Annotated in this window: 14 protein-coding genes; 4 read left to right on the forward strand and 10 right to left on the reverse strand. The window is 61.9% G+C overall.

Annotated features, from left to right (window positions below; translation table 11 throughout):
* Nucleotides 1-28: 28 nt before the first annotated feature.
* A complete protein-coding gene (gene prfB / locus RGQ15_RS11030; protein ID WP_311160268.1) occupies nucleotides 29-1,156 on the forward strand; it encodes a peptide chain release factor 2 in 1,128 nt (375 codons plus the stop codon).
* A gap of 3 nt (nucleotides 1,157-1,159) precedes the next feature.
* Here the strand turns inward: prfB and RGQ15_RS11035 are convergent, their stop codons facing one another.
* Complete coding sequence (locus RGQ15_RS11035) at nucleotides 1,160-1,792, reverse strand: LysE family translocator (protein ID WP_311160269.1); 633 nt, start codon at nucleotides 1,790-1,792, stop codon at nucleotides 1,160-1,162.
* 113 nt (nucleotides 1,793-1,905) lie between these two features.
* Here RGQ15_RS11035 and RGQ15_RS11040 point away from each other — a divergent pair, with 113 nt between their 5' ends.
* Entirely contained in the window at nucleotides 1,906-2,955 is a 1,050-nt protein-coding gene (locus RGQ15_RS11040; RefSeq protein ID WP_311160270.1) for a patatin-like phospholipase family protein, read from the forward strand.
* Here the strand turns inward: RGQ15_RS11040 and RGQ15_RS11045 are convergent.
* On the reverse strand, nucleotides 2,952-3,863 hold the full coding sequence (locus RGQ15_RS11045; protein WP_311160271.1) for a pseudouridine-5'-phosphate glycosidase: 912 nt from the start codon (nucleotides 3,861-3,863) through the stop codon (nucleotides 2,952-2,954). The two genes, RGQ15_RS11040 and RGQ15_RS11045, sit on opposite strands and share 4 nt — an antisense overlap.
* Nucleotides 3,860-4,771, reverse strand: coding sequence for a PfkB family carbohydrate kinase (locus RGQ15_RS11050; RefSeq protein WP_311160272.1), 912 nt, complete (start codon nucleotides 4,769-4,771; stop codon nucleotides 3,860-3,862). Before RGQ15_RS11050 ends, RGQ15_RS11045 begins: the two co-directional genes overlap by 4 nt.
* Before the next feature lie 272 nt (nucleotides 4,772-5,043).
* Between RGQ15_RS11050 and RGQ15_RS11055 the strand changes: the two genes are divergently transcribed.
* Complete coding sequence (locus RGQ15_RS11055; RefSeq protein ID WP_311160273.1) at nucleotides 5,044-5,469, forward strand: DUF883 family protein; 426 nt, start codon at nucleotides 5,044-5,046, stop codon at nucleotides 5,467-5,469.
* Between the two features lie 6 nt (nucleotides 5,470-5,475).
* A complete protein-coding gene (locus tag RGQ15_RS11060; protein ID WP_311160274.1) occupies nucleotides 5,476-6,162 on the forward strand; it encodes a phage holin family protein in 687 nt (228 codons plus the stop codon).
* Between the two features lie 82 nt (nucleotides 6,163-6,244).
* Here the strand turns inward: RGQ15_RS11060 and grxD are convergent, their stop codons facing one another.
* From grxD to RGQ15_RS11095, 7 genes are all read right to left on the reverse strand, one after another.
* Nucleotides 6,245-6,607 carry a Grx4 family monothiol glutaredoxin gene (gene grxD, locus RGQ15_RS11065; RefSeq protein ID WP_311160275.1) on the reverse strand — a complete coding sequence of 121 codons (363 nt, stop codon included), beginning with the start codon at nucleotides 6,605-6,607 and terminating at the stop codon, nucleotides 6,245-6,247.
* Between the two features lie 79 nt (nucleotides 6,608-6,686).
* Nucleotides 6,687-6,929 carry a BolA family transcriptional regulator gene (locus RGQ15_RS11070; protein WP_311160276.1) on the reverse strand — a complete coding sequence of 81 codons (243 nt, stop codon included), beginning with the start codon at nucleotides 6,927-6,929 and terminating at the stop codon, nucleotides 6,687-6,689.
* Nucleotides 6,930-7,089: 160 nt separating this feature from the next.
* On the reverse strand, nucleotides 7,090-8,370 hold the full coding sequence (locus tag RGQ15_RS11075; RefSeq protein ID WP_311160277.1) for a hypothetical protein: 1,281 nt from the start codon (nucleotides 8,368-8,370) through the stop codon (nucleotides 7,090-7,092).
* Nucleotides 8,319-9,368 carry a hypothetical protein gene (locus RGQ15_RS11080; RefSeq protein WP_311160278.1) on the reverse strand — a complete coding sequence of 350 codons (1,050 nt, stop codon included), beginning with the start codon at nucleotides 9,366-9,368 and terminating at the stop codon, nucleotides 8,319-8,321. Before RGQ15_RS11080 ends, RGQ15_RS11075 begins: the two co-directional genes overlap by 52 nt.
* 1 nt (nucleotide 9,369) lies before the next feature.
* On the reverse strand, nucleotides 9,370-9,822 hold the full coding sequence (locus tag RGQ15_RS11085; protein WP_311160279.1) for a hypothetical protein: 453 nt from the start codon (nucleotides 9,820-9,822) through the stop codon (nucleotides 9,370-9,372).
* 341 nt (nucleotides 9,823-10,163) lie between these two features.
* Nucleotides 10,164-11,723, reverse strand: coding sequence for a glutamine-hydrolyzing GMP synthase (guaA, locus tag RGQ15_RS11090; protein WP_311160280.1), 1,560 nt, complete (start codon nucleotides 11,721-11,723; stop codon nucleotides 10,164-10,166).
* Nucleotides 11,724-11,849: 126 nt separating this feature from the next.
* Nucleotides 11,850-12,461 carry a thiamine phosphate synthase gene (locus RGQ15_RS11095; protein WP_311160281.1) on the reverse strand — a complete coding sequence of 204 codons (612 nt, stop codon included), beginning with the start codon at nucleotides 12,459-12,461 and terminating at the stop codon, nucleotides 11,850-11,852.
* Between the last annotated feature and the right edge of the window lie 40 nt (nucleotides 12,462-12,501).

The following is a 12,501-nucleotide window of genomic DNA, read 5'->3' on the forward strand; positions in this document are numbered from 1 at the left end:
GTAGTTCGTGACCCGAAAGAGAGTGCCCATGCGCGCCGAAACCCAAGCCACCATCGATGCGATCCGCAAATCGCTGAAGCTGCTCGGTCAGCGCATGGACTGGGAAACCGCGCCGCATCGGCTGGAAGAACTGAACGCCATGATCGAGGCGGGCGATATCTGGTCCGACCCCGCGCGCGCGCAAAAGCTCATGCGCGACCGCCAGATGCTGAGCGACGCGGTCGAAACCTATCGCAGGATCGAATCCGGCGTGAAGGACAATGTCGACCTGATCGAACTGGGCGAACTTGAAGGTGACGACGAGATCGTCGCAGATGCCGAAGGCTCGCTGAAGGAGCTTGCCGAGCTTTCGGCCCAGAAGGAGCTGGAGGCGCTGCTGAATGGCGAGGCCGACGGCAATGACACTTTCCTTGAAATCAATGCCGGCGCGGGCGGCACCGAAAGCGCGGATTGGGCCTCGATGCTCGCGCGGATGTATGTCCGCTGGGCCGAGAAGAAAGGCTACACCGTCGAGCTGCTCTCCGAAACCCCAGGCGAGGAAGCGGGTATACGCTCTGCCGCCTACAAGATTTCGGGTTCCAACGCCTATGGTTGGCTGAAATCGGAATCGGGCGTTCACCGCCTTGTCCGGATCTCTCCCTACGATTCGGCGGCGCGGCGGCATACGTCCTTCAGCTCGGTCTGGGTCTATCCGGTCGTCGACGACAATATCGAGATCACCGTTCCGGATAATGAAATCCGGATCGACACCTACCGGTCGTCGGGCGCGGGCGGTCAGCACGTGAACACCACCGACTCGGCGGTGCGGATCACCCACCTTCCGACCGGGATCGTCGTGACCTCCTCGGAAAAATCGCAGCACCAGAACCGTGCCAACGCCATGGCTGCCCTCAAGGCGCGCCTTTACCAGATGGAACTCGACAAGCGGAACGCCGAGATCAATGCCCAGCATGCCGCGAAGGGTGAGGCAGGTTGGGGCAACCAGATCCGCTCCTATGTCCTGCATCCCTACCAGATGGTGAAGGACCTGCGGACATCGCACGAAACGTCGGACACGCAAGGCGTTCTCGACGGCGATCTGGACGCGTTCATGGCGGCGACCCTGGCCCTTGACGTGGCGGGTAAATCGCGGGCCGAGGCTCAGTCCGAGGACTGAGCCTTAGCGACGGGTCTCGGTCATCAGTCGCACGGCAAGTCCGGCCAGAACCGTTCCCATGAAAAGGCGTTGTGCTCGTGCCCAGCCGGGACGGCGCGCAAGGAACAGCGCCACCTGTCCGGCGCAGAGAATGATCACAGCATTCACGGCCAGGCTAATGACGATCTGGGTGAAGCCCAGCGTCATCGCTTGGCCCAGAACAGCCCCGTGAGCGGGGTCGATGAATTGTGGCAGAAGTGAAAGATAAAGCACGGCCGCCTTGGGGTTCAGCAGGTTCGTCAGAAGGCCCATGAAGAACAGCTTGCGCGGGCTGTCGGCTGGCAGGTCGCGGACCTGGAAGGCCGAGCGTCCGTTCGGGCGAAGTGCCTGCCAGGCGAGCCAGGCCAGATATAGCGCCCCGGCCATCCGCAAGGCGTCGTAGGCATAGGGCACGGCCATCACGATTGCCGTGATTCCCAGAGCCGCGCAGAGCATGTAAAAGAGAAAGCCGACCCCGACGCCGAGCAGCGATACCAGCCCGGCCCGGCTGCCCTGGCAGATCGATCGCGAAATCAGATAGATCATGTTCGGCCCTGGTGTCAGCACCATGGCAAGCGCCAGGGCAGAAAAACCAATAAGCGCGGGCCATTCCGGCATCGACATTCTCCGTTTCTCGCAGAGCCATCTTCCGGGTGCCACGCAGGGAACGCAAGCCTTACATGCTGCGTTGCAGCGTGATATGCTGCGAGTGCGAACGGGGTGAAACTGTCATGGCCGTCAGACGCATAAATCTGGCACTGCAAGGGGGTGGCGCGCATGGCGCATTCGCTTGGGGGGTGCTTGAGAGGCTGTTGCAGGAAGACAGCATTGAAATTTCCGGTATCAGCGGAACCTCTGCTGGCGCCTTGAACGGCGCTGCTCTGGCCGCAGGGTTGTCATGCGGCCCCGGCCGTCGGGGACGGCAGGCCGCCCTGGAAAATCTGGCCCATGTTTGGTCGCATGTCAGCCAGATCAGCGACAATCGCATGGTGCGCTGGGTTCATTCGCTTTTCCCGGCTCCGCGCGCATTGCAGCGCCTGACCGAGCTCGTCTCGCCCATCGCCTGGATGGAGGGGGTGACACGGATCTTCAGCCCTTATGATTGCGGGCCATTCTACAGCAATCCGCTTGCAGCAATATTGCGTGAAATGCCCCATCCGAAACTCGGGCTGGAGCGCGGGCCGCGCTTTTTCGTCTCGGCCACGAATGTCCGGACCGGACGCATCCGGGTGTTCAGTGGCCCCGAGGTGACGGTCGAGGCCATTCTTGCTTCGGCCTGCCTGCCAAGCCTGTTTCGGGCAATCGAGATCCACGACCCTGCTACCGGGCGCAACGAAGCCTATTGGGATGGCGGATATTCCGGCAATCCGGCGCTTTTTCCACTGTTCGCGCCGGACCTTCCGCGCGACGTGGTCATCGTCAACATCAACCCGATGCTGCGCGATTCCGTCCCGAAATCGCCGGTGGAGATCCAGGACCGTATCAACGAAATCAGCTTCAACGCCTCGTTGATCAGGGAGCTGCGCGCGATCAACTTCGTCAAGCGCCTGCATGAGGAAGATCGCCTGACCGGACGACCTATGAAGAACGTGCTGATCCACATGATCATGGACGATTTCGTGATGACCTCGCTTAGCGCCGGAACGAAGCTGGTGCCGGAGCCGGGGCTTCTTGGAACGCTGCGCGAGGCAGGGCGCGGCGCGGCCGAAAGGTTCATGGAATATCACGCGGGTAATCTGGGCGCGCGGGATTCGGTAAACCTTCCGGCACTGTTCGCCTAAACCATTGCCGCCGCGATCCTTGCCGCCAGGCGGGCATTGTTGAGGACCAGCGCGATATTGGCCTCGAGCGAACGCCCTTCGGTCAGTTCGAAGATGCGCTGCAGCAGGAATGGCGTGACCGACTTTGCGGCAATGCCTTGTTCCGCGGCCTCTGCCAGCGCCTTTTCGACGACGGGGATCATAACCGATCGTGGGATTTCATCGCGTTCCGGGATGGGGTTCACCACAAGCTGACCGCCTTCTAGGCCAAGCTTGGCACGGATGCCGGCTGCCGCAGCGATCTGGGCCGGATCGTCGATCCGCAGCGGCGCGGCCAAGCCAGAATCCCGTGACCAGAAGGCGGGAAGCTGATCCTGTCCGACCGCGATCACCGGAACCCCCAGCGTTTCAAGCACTTCAAGCGTCTTCGGCAGGTCGAGGATCGCCTTTGCACCGGCGGCAACGACGGTGACGGGCGTGCGCGACAGCTCCTGAAGGTCGGCCGAAATGTCGAAGCTGAGCTCGGCACCCCGATGAACGCCGCCAATGCCGCCGGTCGCAAAGACATGGATGCCGGCCATATGTGCGCAGATCATCGTTGCTGCGACGGTCGTCGCCCCGGTTTTGCCAAGGGCCAGGCAGACGGCCAGATCGGCCCGCGACAGCTTCATGACCTCGGCACCTGGCGTCGAAGCCAATCCTTCCAGGCTCGTATCATCAAGACCGATATGAATGCGCCCGCCCATGACCGCGATCGTCGCGGGAACAGCTCCGCCATCGCGGACCGTCGCCTCGACCTTGCGGGCGACCTCGAGGTTCTGGGGATAGGGCATGCCATGCGTGATGATCGTCGATTCCAGCGCGACGACAGGCTTGCCTGCGGCCAGTGCGGCCTCGACTTCGGGTGCAAAGACCATGAGGTCCTTCATGCAATGTCCTTTCGGGTAACGGGATGCGCGGTAATATGTTTGGTGGCGGCCTGGATCGCCTGATCCAGCGCCTGTTCGCGCGACGCGCCAGCGAGTTCGGCGGCGAGATGGGTGGCAAGGAACGCGTCTCCCGCGCCGGTCACATGGCGCGCCTCGACACATGGCGGGGTCTGGATGATGGTCGGCAGACCGCGCGCGGCTTCGGCGGCAGAGCGCGGGCCATCGGTCACGAGAACGCGTGCGGCCCCCAGTGCGGCAATCGCTTCGGCAGCTTCAATGGCCCCATCAAGGGGGCGGCCGGCCAGGGCTTCGGCCTCAGCCAGATTGATGTGGAAGATGGCATTGGGGTGGTTCAGCAACGGCACCAGACGCTCGGCCTTGTCCGGGCTGGCCGGAACGATGCGCAAAAATGCGCGGGACAGGAAGGGCGCCTCGGCCATGATCGCAAGCGTGTCCTGCGTAAGGTTCCCATCGACGACAAGCGTTCCTTCCCAGGGCACGACCGAACTGCCAAGCGTTCCGTTTTCCAGCGGCGACAGGATTGCCGTGCCGGCGGCTTCCAGCCCATGGGCATCTGCGATGGCGGCGAAAAGCCCGTCCGGGGTTTCGATCGCCATGTAAAGGTCGGTCGGCTTCGGCCCGTCACGCCAAAGCCAGTCGGTCGCGACGCCCAGCCTGTGGGTTTCCGTGATCAGGCCTTCTCCCGGTCCGTCCCTTGCGACGGCCGACAGGATCGCCGGCGCCAGACCATGACGAGCAAGTGCCACCGCAACATTCAGCGCAACGCCCCCCGGGCGCTGGTGGATAAGCCCCGCGACGTCTTCGCCTGGCTTCAAACGGACAGGACTGTGCCCGATGACGTCCCAAAGCATGGCGCCGACGCAGATGATACCGGGTTTCTCGGTCATGACACGCTTTCATGGCAGCAAGGGGGGCAGCGGTGGAGCATGGAAAGACCACGTGAAATATCGATCATCTCGGCGCATTTACCACGCTACCTTCGCAACTGGCAGTATTCATTCGCCGCAAATGCTCTGCAAGTCGGATCTGGCAACCGGACCATAGGCAAAACTTGGCCATGGGGTCGCAAGACGCAGATGTGCAGCCGGCAGCAGGAACGATCGGCGATCAACTGCGTTGGTAATGCGAAACAGGCACTTCATTCCGAAAGGACAGAATCATGGCTCATCATGATCCGAAAGACGAACTGAAAGCCGAAGCCCGACGCACGGCTAACGAAGTTGGGCGCGAAGCACGCCGCGCGGCTGACGATGCCGAGGAAGCTCTTGAAGACGCGAAGAACCGTGGCGGAGAAATCCTTGAATCCCTTCGCGAGAAGGGCTCGGAATTCGTCGATGCCGCGACGAAGCAGGGGTCGGACTACTATGAATCGGCCCGCAGCAAGGGCCGGGAATATGCCGGGCAGGCCCGCGATGAGGCCCGGCGTCTTTATCGCGAAGGTGAGCGCCGCGCGGGAGAAGTGGGCGCCTATGCCGAGGACTATTACGATGACGTGGCGGCCATGGTCCGTCGCAACCCCGGCCAGGCGCTTGGTATCGCTGCGGGCGTCGGTTTCCTGCTTGGCCTGATCCTTTCACGCCGCTGATCGAGCATGTTCGCCTATGCAAAAAACATGCAGCTTGCCGTATCCGACAAGCTGCGCAGGGCGGGGTTCGCCGCCGGGGCAGGGGTAGTCCTTGTCCTCGGCGCGGGCTTTCTTCTTGCCGCACTGTGGACTTTCCTTGCCTATCATCTGGGTTGGGGTTCGATGGTCGCCTCGCTGGTGATCGGAGGTTTCATGGTCGCGATCGGGTTGATACTTGTGGTCATCGCAGGTCGTGAGCGGCATCCGGTGCCCAGCACGGAAGATTTGCGGATCGAAGTCGAACAGCAGATCAACCTGATGGCCAATACGGCAATCACCAAGGCCAGCGATGCTGCCGATGCCGCGATGGACAGGGCTGCAAGCAAAGCGGGCAACCTTCTGGATCTTGCCGAAAACAAGGTGCATTCGGTCGCCGACAATCTGACCTACCGCGCGAACCGGTTCGCGGACCAGACCGAAGCGAGGGTCTACGGCTCAGCCCGGCGGATGGGCGAAAACGCGGCTCGGAGATTCGGTTTCGCTTCGCCCGAGCAAGGCGAAGACCTGACCGAGGAAGACCGTGGCGGCATCAGAGCCACGAATATCGCCCCGGTCCTTGGACTGGTCGCCGTCGGTCTGACCCTTGCATCACGCTATCGCCGGAGAGAAGAGACCGATCATTCTTGGCCGGATGAACACGACAGCCGTCTCTGACAGCCGGCACCGTGATGACGCGTATGCAAACGACAAAGCCCCGCCGATGGCGGGGCTTTGATCTTGCCTAGGATCGGAACTCTCAGGCGTTTGCTTCGCGGATCTTCTCTGCGGCGTCCTTGTCATAGGCGACACCGGCCTTGTCCAGCAGCTGATCGAGCTCGCCCGAAAGGGTCATCTCGGTGATGATGTCGCAGCCGCCCACGAACTCACCCTTGACGTAGAGCTGGGGGATCGTCGGCCAGTCCGAAAAGTCCTTGATGCCCTGGCGGACATCGGCATCTTTCAGAACGTCGATGTCACGGTAATCGACATTCATGTAGTTCAGCACGCCGGCAACGCGGCTCGAGAAACCGCATTGCGGCATTTCCTTGCTGCCCTTCATGAACAACACGACATCGCTGCCGTCGATGGTTTCCTGGATCTTCTGACGCACGTCGGTCATGTCTGGATACTTTCTTCTTTTGCTCGCGTCGGTTCTTTCGGGTTCATGTTCCCCCAAAGCCGACGCCGAAGACTGGGGGTTATTCAGGGACCTTGGTGGTCAGGGCCAGGGCGTGAAGTTCGCCTTGCGGGCCATCCATTTTCCCTTTCAGCGCGGCATAGACCGCGCGCTGCTGCTGCACGCGATTGAGACCCCGGAAGCTTTCGTCGATTACCTCTGCGGCATAGTGATTCCCATCTCCGGCCAGATCCGTGATCGTGATCTTGGCCTGGGGGAATGCTGAACGGATCAGCGTCTCGATGTCCTGGGCTTCCATCGCCATGGGGGGTCCTTTCAAATCTTATCCCAGATGTAGGGGAAGGCTCGGCGGCTCGCAAGGCCACGACCGGTGCCGTCTTCGGAGATGGAGTGAGCCGACGCGAAAATTCGATCCGCACCCCCGATCTGGGGGTGCGGATGCGAGGCAGAAGGGCGGGAAGATATCATTCGGGGATGAACAGGTCGCCCGAAAATTTTCCACGAAAGCCGGGGAGTGGACGCCACAGTCGCTCACCGGGAACGAAACGGCTTTCGCGGGTGTGACTGCCGAAAAGTGTCGAGCGATGCGCGGACATCGTGCGACCTTGTGCATCGGCCATTGCGTAGCAATCCTGCAATTGGTGCGCAAAGCGCAACCAGCCGGCCGAAGCCGATCTCAGGACCAGCGTGACGCTGTCTCCTTCCCAATCGGGCAAGGCGCTTTGGATGCCGCCCTCTGCCTCGAATCCGAAATCCAGACAGGTCGCGCTGCCTCCGAATGCGTCGTAGAGATCAGGACGGCTCATCAGCGTCTCGCCTGGTCGTAGCGAGAACCGCACCGTGACATGTGCGCCCGATTTGGCAACCGAGTAGGTGATGTTCCAGACATTGCCCGCCTCTACTTCGGAAACCGCCCAATCGCAGGTCTCGCCGATCAGGACCTGAGTGCGGCCGGTGGGATGAATGTTCAGATCGTTGATGAGGAAAACCCGCTGCCACGTGGCGACGATTCCGTCATGTTCCATCGCCAGTCGATATTGAGCGCCGGGCGTTTCGTAGAGGTCTCCGATCGAGTTCACATCGGCACCGTTGACGACAACGACCAATCTGGGACTGGCCCCGAAAAGGCTTTGCGCCTCGTTCAGGGTTTCCGTATGGGCCGTTTCGAAATCTGCCCGATAGGAGGAGCCGACCTGATCCTTGGCACTGGTTCCCTGGAAAAGGAACACATAGGGGCAGGAAAGGGCTATCCCGAACTCATTCGCCAGACGCGCGCTTTCGCGCATCCAATAGGTCTGGTTTCGTCCCAGCGGACTCGGGTCCGAAGCGATCCATTCGTTGATCTGCCGACCGCCAAAGCCGTTATCCCCGATGATGGTTCCTTGCGCAGTCCTTCCTTCGTCGCGCCACCGTGCCGCACGGGCAAACTGAAAGGTGAATGCCGGAGAGACGCGTCCCTGGCCCGTGGCGGACATGAAGCCGGTAGCCGTAACCGATTGATCTATCTCTCCAAGTCCTGCGCCGAGCGGGCCGAGGAGGCTGCCCTGACGGTCCCGCAAACCGTAGGTGTAGTAAACCTGTTCGCGCGCGGCTGTCTCGATATCTGCGGCCGACGTCTCCTGAAGCGGCCGATTCTCGCTTTGGCCGTAGACCGGCATGATCTCCAGCGAGGTGACGGAAGGAACGGGGGCCGTCACGCCCCCCGCCGAAAATCCTCGACAACCTCGCGCATCGTGATCGGCCATGCCTTTCCTTCAGCGCGACCGACAATCGCAAACCGGTGGATCGTGCCTTTGAGATAGCGTCCCAGTGAAAAGCGGTTGGGTGAAGGGTCCGTCAGCCCGGGATGGCTTGCTGCGACGAGGTTGCCCGAAGCGTCGAAGCCACTGACGGTGTCGGCCACGTCGTCGATCTCGACCGCGATGATGACGCGCGAGCTGTAGACGGCAGGGCCGAGGGTCAGGTTGACAGATGTATCATCTGTCCCGGTTCCCTGAAGCGTCCCGCCATTGTTGCGCAGCTTCACATGACCACCGGTGCCGTCCAGGATCTGACCGATATTCGAGCCATAGCCGTCCAGGGTGACATCCGCGACGGCAAACAGGCCGTCGGTCGCGGGCTGGTTCGACAGGGTTTGAGATTGCAGATAGATCCCGTCGGCAAAGACAATCCCCTTGTCGGTCATTCGGGCGGTCGTGCCGGAGCCGGTCTTGGCGAAAGCATAGCCCCCCGTGCCGCGAGTCGTGAGGCTGGCAAGATCGTCGCTCAGGGCGGCCAGGGAATCGGCTGCATTGAAATAGGCCAGCGTGACAGCATCATAATCGATGACCTTCACCTCGGGCAGAACCACCTTCAGGGCGTCGGCTGTGCTCGTGGCCATACCCGCGCTGTTGGTCCAGGTCACGGCAAGCTCGTATTCACCGGGGTCGCTCAGTTCCATCGTCATCGCGCCCTCGTCCAGCCGGTCGCGGATCGACATGCCGTCCAGGGTGAAATCCCAATGCGCTTGCGGGACAGGGCTGCCATCCGCCTGGCCGATGTTCAGCGAGATGCTTTGCCCGATGCTTGCGTCGGTCGGAAGGATGCTGGGCGCCTGGGTGATCACCGGGGCGATGGTTGGCGGTGCGCCCGCAATCAGGCTGCCTGCCGCATCGTAAAGCTCGGCCGGATCGTCGCCCAGCCAGACCTCGCCCAAATTGTTGAAAAGCGCCAGGGACAGGCCATCATGGATCTGGATCGCCATGTCAGTCCCCCTTCACCAGGATAATGTCATTATGCCGCTTCTGCGCGGCGGGCAGTTCTTCGTATTCGGCAAAGCGTGACACGACGAGCAACCTTGCCGCGCCGGCATCCTTCGCGGCCTTCTGGTTTTGCCCGCTGGTCTTTTCCAGCTCGCCAAGCGAAACGGGCAAAGGCGAGGCGATGAACAGCGACTTCGATTCGAAAACCTTTACGACGAATTGATTGTAGCCTTCGATCGTCCAACTGGTCGTTGCGGCTTCGCCTTCGCCATTGACGATCAGGTCGACGGACCATTCACCGCTCTGGTTCGTCGTGGCCTCGACCTTCTGGGTCACAATCCGCAGCCCCCCCTCGAACATGTCTGATCCGTTCAGGGTCGCCACGATCTTGCCGGCTGCGATTGGGGAAAGCGTGGCGTCCACTAGGATGCCACTGACGGATGCTTTGTTCGGCATTTCTTGCTCCTCGGCTCAACTCGGATGTCGCGGCCAGTATGCGAGCGATTTCACGCTGTTGCGCAGGGGGGAGGTGCAACGTTCGGGGGCCGGTTCCGCCAGAGCGATGGCCCTGAAACGACAAAACTGCCCGGCTTTGCCGGGCAGCTTCGTGTGAACAAGGTAACAAGCTACTGTTGACTGACCAATCAATTAACACGCCGTATCGCGGACCGATAGCTGAACTTTTCGTCAGGTTTCCGGCCTTTGCGGAGGATCGTGACTTCAGACGAAAGGGCCGCAGGAGGTCGGTTCCCGCGGCCCTTGAAGTCAAGATTTCTGCCGTAACGGGCAGAAAAAGGTTATTCCCACTCGATCGTGCCCGGCGGCTTCGAGGTGATGTCATAGGTGCAGCGGTTGATGCCCTTGACCTCGTTGATGATCCGCGTCGCCGTCTCGCCCAGGAACTCATGGGTGAAGGGATAGTAATCCGCCGTCATCCCATCGACCGAAGTGACCGCGCGCAGGGCGCAGGCATAGTCATAGGTCCGCCCATCGCCCATCACGCCCACAGTGCGCACCGGCAGGATCGCGACGAAGGCCTGCCAGATCTCGTCGTAAAGCCCGTGCTTGCGGATCTGGTCGATATAGACCGCATCTGCCTTGCGCAGGATCTCGAGCTTCTCGCGGGTGATCTCGCCGGGGCAGCGGATCGCCAGACCCGGACCGGGGAAGGGGTGGCGGCCGATGAACTTCTCGGGCAGGCCCAGTTCGCGACCCAGCGCGCGGACCTCGTCCTTGAACAGCTCGCGCAAGGGCTCGACCAGTTTAAGGCCCATTTTCTCGGGCAGACCGCCCACGTTGTGGTGCGACTTGATGGTGACCGAGGGCCCGCCGCTGAAGGAAACGCTTTCGATCACGTCAGGATAAAGCGTGCCTTGGGCCAGGAATTCCGCGCCCTCGATCTGATTCGCGTATTTCTGGAACACGTCGATGAAAAGCTTGCCGATGGTCTTGCGCTTGACCTCCGGGTCCGAGACGCCCTCCAGCTCGCCCAGGAACAGGTCGCTTTCGTCGGCATGGATCAGCGGGATGTTGTAGGTGTCACGGAACATCGTGACGACCTCGTCGGCCTCATTGAGGCGCAGCAGGCCGTGATCGACGAAGACGCAGGTCAGCTGGTCGCCGATCGCCTCGTGGATCAGAACCGCCGCGACCGAGCTGTCGACGCCGCCCGACAGGCCGCAGATCACCTGCTTGTCGCCGACCTGCTCGCGGATCTTGCGGACCGCCTCCTCGCGATAGCTGGCCATGGTCCAGTCGCCGGTGAAGCCCGCCATGCGGACAAAGTTCTCCAGCATGATGCGGCCATTCGGGGTGTGATGCACCTCGGGGTGGAACTGCACGGCGAAGAACTTGCGCGCCTCGTCGGCGATCATCGCATAGGGCGCGTTGGGCGAGGTGCCGATGACCTCGAAGCCCGGCGCCAGTTGCGTCACGCGGTCCCCGTGACTCATCCAGACTTCCTCGCGGCCGGTATCGAACAGACCTGCGAAGATGCCGTCGCCCTTGTGACCCTCGGCGGGCGCGATGAAGGCGCGGCCATATTCGGCGTGATGGCCGGATTCAACCCGTCCGCCAAGCTGCTCCATCATGACCTGCTGGCCATAGCAGATACCGAAGACCGGAACCTGAAGGTCGAACAGGCTTTGCGGCGCGCGCGGAGATTCTGGCTCGGTCACTGAAGCCGGTCCGCCCGACAGGATCACGGCCTGAGGGGCGAAGTCGTTGAGAAAGGCGTCATCCACCGTGTTGAAGGGGTGGATTTCGCAATAAACGTTCAACTCGCGCAGGCGCCGCGCAATCAGCTGCGTGACCTGGGAGCCGAAGTCGATGATGAGGAGGCGCTGATGCTGTGTCATGGACCGCCTTTAGGCCGCGTCCATGCCATTCGCAAGGGCCTGACTGCCCGAACCGCGTGACGGTTGGCTTCATTGCGGCAAGATTGCCCTTCCTTGGCTTTGTCAGCCTGCCAACAGGTACCGCGATCAGCGCCAGAGATTGCCGAGTGCCTCGGCTGGGTCGTCCTCGGACCAGATCTCAGCGCCAAGCGCGATGAAGTCGCTGACCGGGGCAAGCTGCGCGATGAGGCTCGGCGTCAGGGCACCCTCGGCCACCACCGGGATCTCGATCATCTCGGACCACCACTGGAAAAGCTCGAATTCCGCGATATCGCCATGACCAAGCGCGGTCGAGCCGCAGGGCCCAAAGCTGACGTAATCCGCACCGGCCTCGGCCGCGTTGATGCCGTCGTGACGCGAGGCCCCGCAATAGGCGCCCACAATGGCGTCGGCGCCCAGTTCCTTGCGGGCATGGCGAATGCCGCGTGGACCGTCGGTCAGGTGAACGCCATCCAGCCCGTGGCGCAGCGCAAGCTGCACGTGATCGTCGATGACGACGGCGACATCGCGGGCATGCGCGATTTCGCGGGCAAGGTCCGCCAGTCGCCCAAGATCCTCCTCGGTTCCGGCGCCGGGGATGCGCAGGCAGGCGACCGGGAAGCGGTCCATGACATCGGCAAGCAATGGCCCCACCGTCGAGGCTGCCGCCCCGACCGGAGTGATCAGGTAGAGTTGAGGCGTGTTCGGCTGGTCTGTCATGGCGATGTCATCCTGTGTTCAGTCCTGCAGATAGCGCAGT

Source organism: Paracoccus sp. MBLB3053 (assembly GCF_031822435.1).
Lineage (GTDB): Bacteria > Pseudomonadota > Alphaproteobacteria > Rhodobacterales > Rhodobacteraceae > Paracoccus > Paracoccus aurantius.

Coding starts and splice junctions, on each gene's coding strand:
- prfB (WP_311160268.1), top strand. CDS start 29: ATGCGCGCCGAAACCCAAGCCACCATCGATGCGATCCGCAAATCGCTG.
- RGQ15_RS11035 (WP_311160269.1), bottom strand. CDS start 1,792: ATGCCGGAATGGCCCGCGCTTATTGGTTTTTCTGCCCTGGCGCTTGCC.
- RGQ15_RS11040 (WP_311160270.1), top strand. CDS start 1,906: ATGGCCGTCAGACGCATAAATCTGGCACTGCAAGGGGGTGGCGCGCAT.
- RGQ15_RS11045 (WP_311160271.1), bottom strand. CDS start 3,863: ATGAAGGACCTCATGGTCTTTGCACCCGAAGTCGAGGCCGCACTGGCC.
- RGQ15_RS11050 (WP_311160272.1), bottom strand. CDS start 4,771: ATGACCGAGAAACCCGGTATCATCTGCGTCGGCGCCATGCTTTGGGAC.
- RGQ15_RS11055 (WP_311160273.1), top strand. CDS start 5,044: ATGGCTCATCATGATCCGAAAGACGAACTGAAAGCCGAAGCCCGACGC.
- RGQ15_RS11060 (WP_311160274.1), top strand. CDS start 5,476: ATGTTCGCCTATGCAAAAAACATGCAGCTTGCCGTATCCGACAAGCTG.
- grxD (WP_311160275.1), bottom strand. CDS start 6,607: ATGACCGACGTGCGTCAGAAGATCCAGGAAACCATCGACGGCAGCGAT.
- RGQ15_RS11070 (WP_311160276.1), bottom strand. CDS start 6,929: ATGGCGATGGAAGCCCAGGACATCGAGACGCTGATCCGTTCAGCATTC.
- RGQ15_RS11075 (WP_311160277.1), bottom strand. CDS start 8,370: ATGGCCGATCACGATGCGCGAGGTTGTCGAGGATTTTCGGCGGGGGGC.
- RGQ15_RS11080 (WP_311160278.1), bottom strand. CDS start 9,368: ATGGCGATCCAGATCCATGATGGCCTGTCCCTGGCGCTTTTCAACAAT.
- RGQ15_RS11085 (WP_311160279.1), bottom strand. CDS start 9,822: ATGCCGAACAAAGCATCCGTCAGTGGCATCCTAGTGGACGCCACGCTT.
- guaA (WP_311160280.1), bottom strand. CDS start 11,723: ATGACACAGCATCAGCGCCTCCTCATCATCGACTTCGGCTCCCAGGTC.
- RGQ15_RS11095 (WP_311160281.1), bottom strand. CDS start 12,461: ATGACAGACCAGCCGAACACGCCTCAACTCTACCTGATCACTCCGGTC.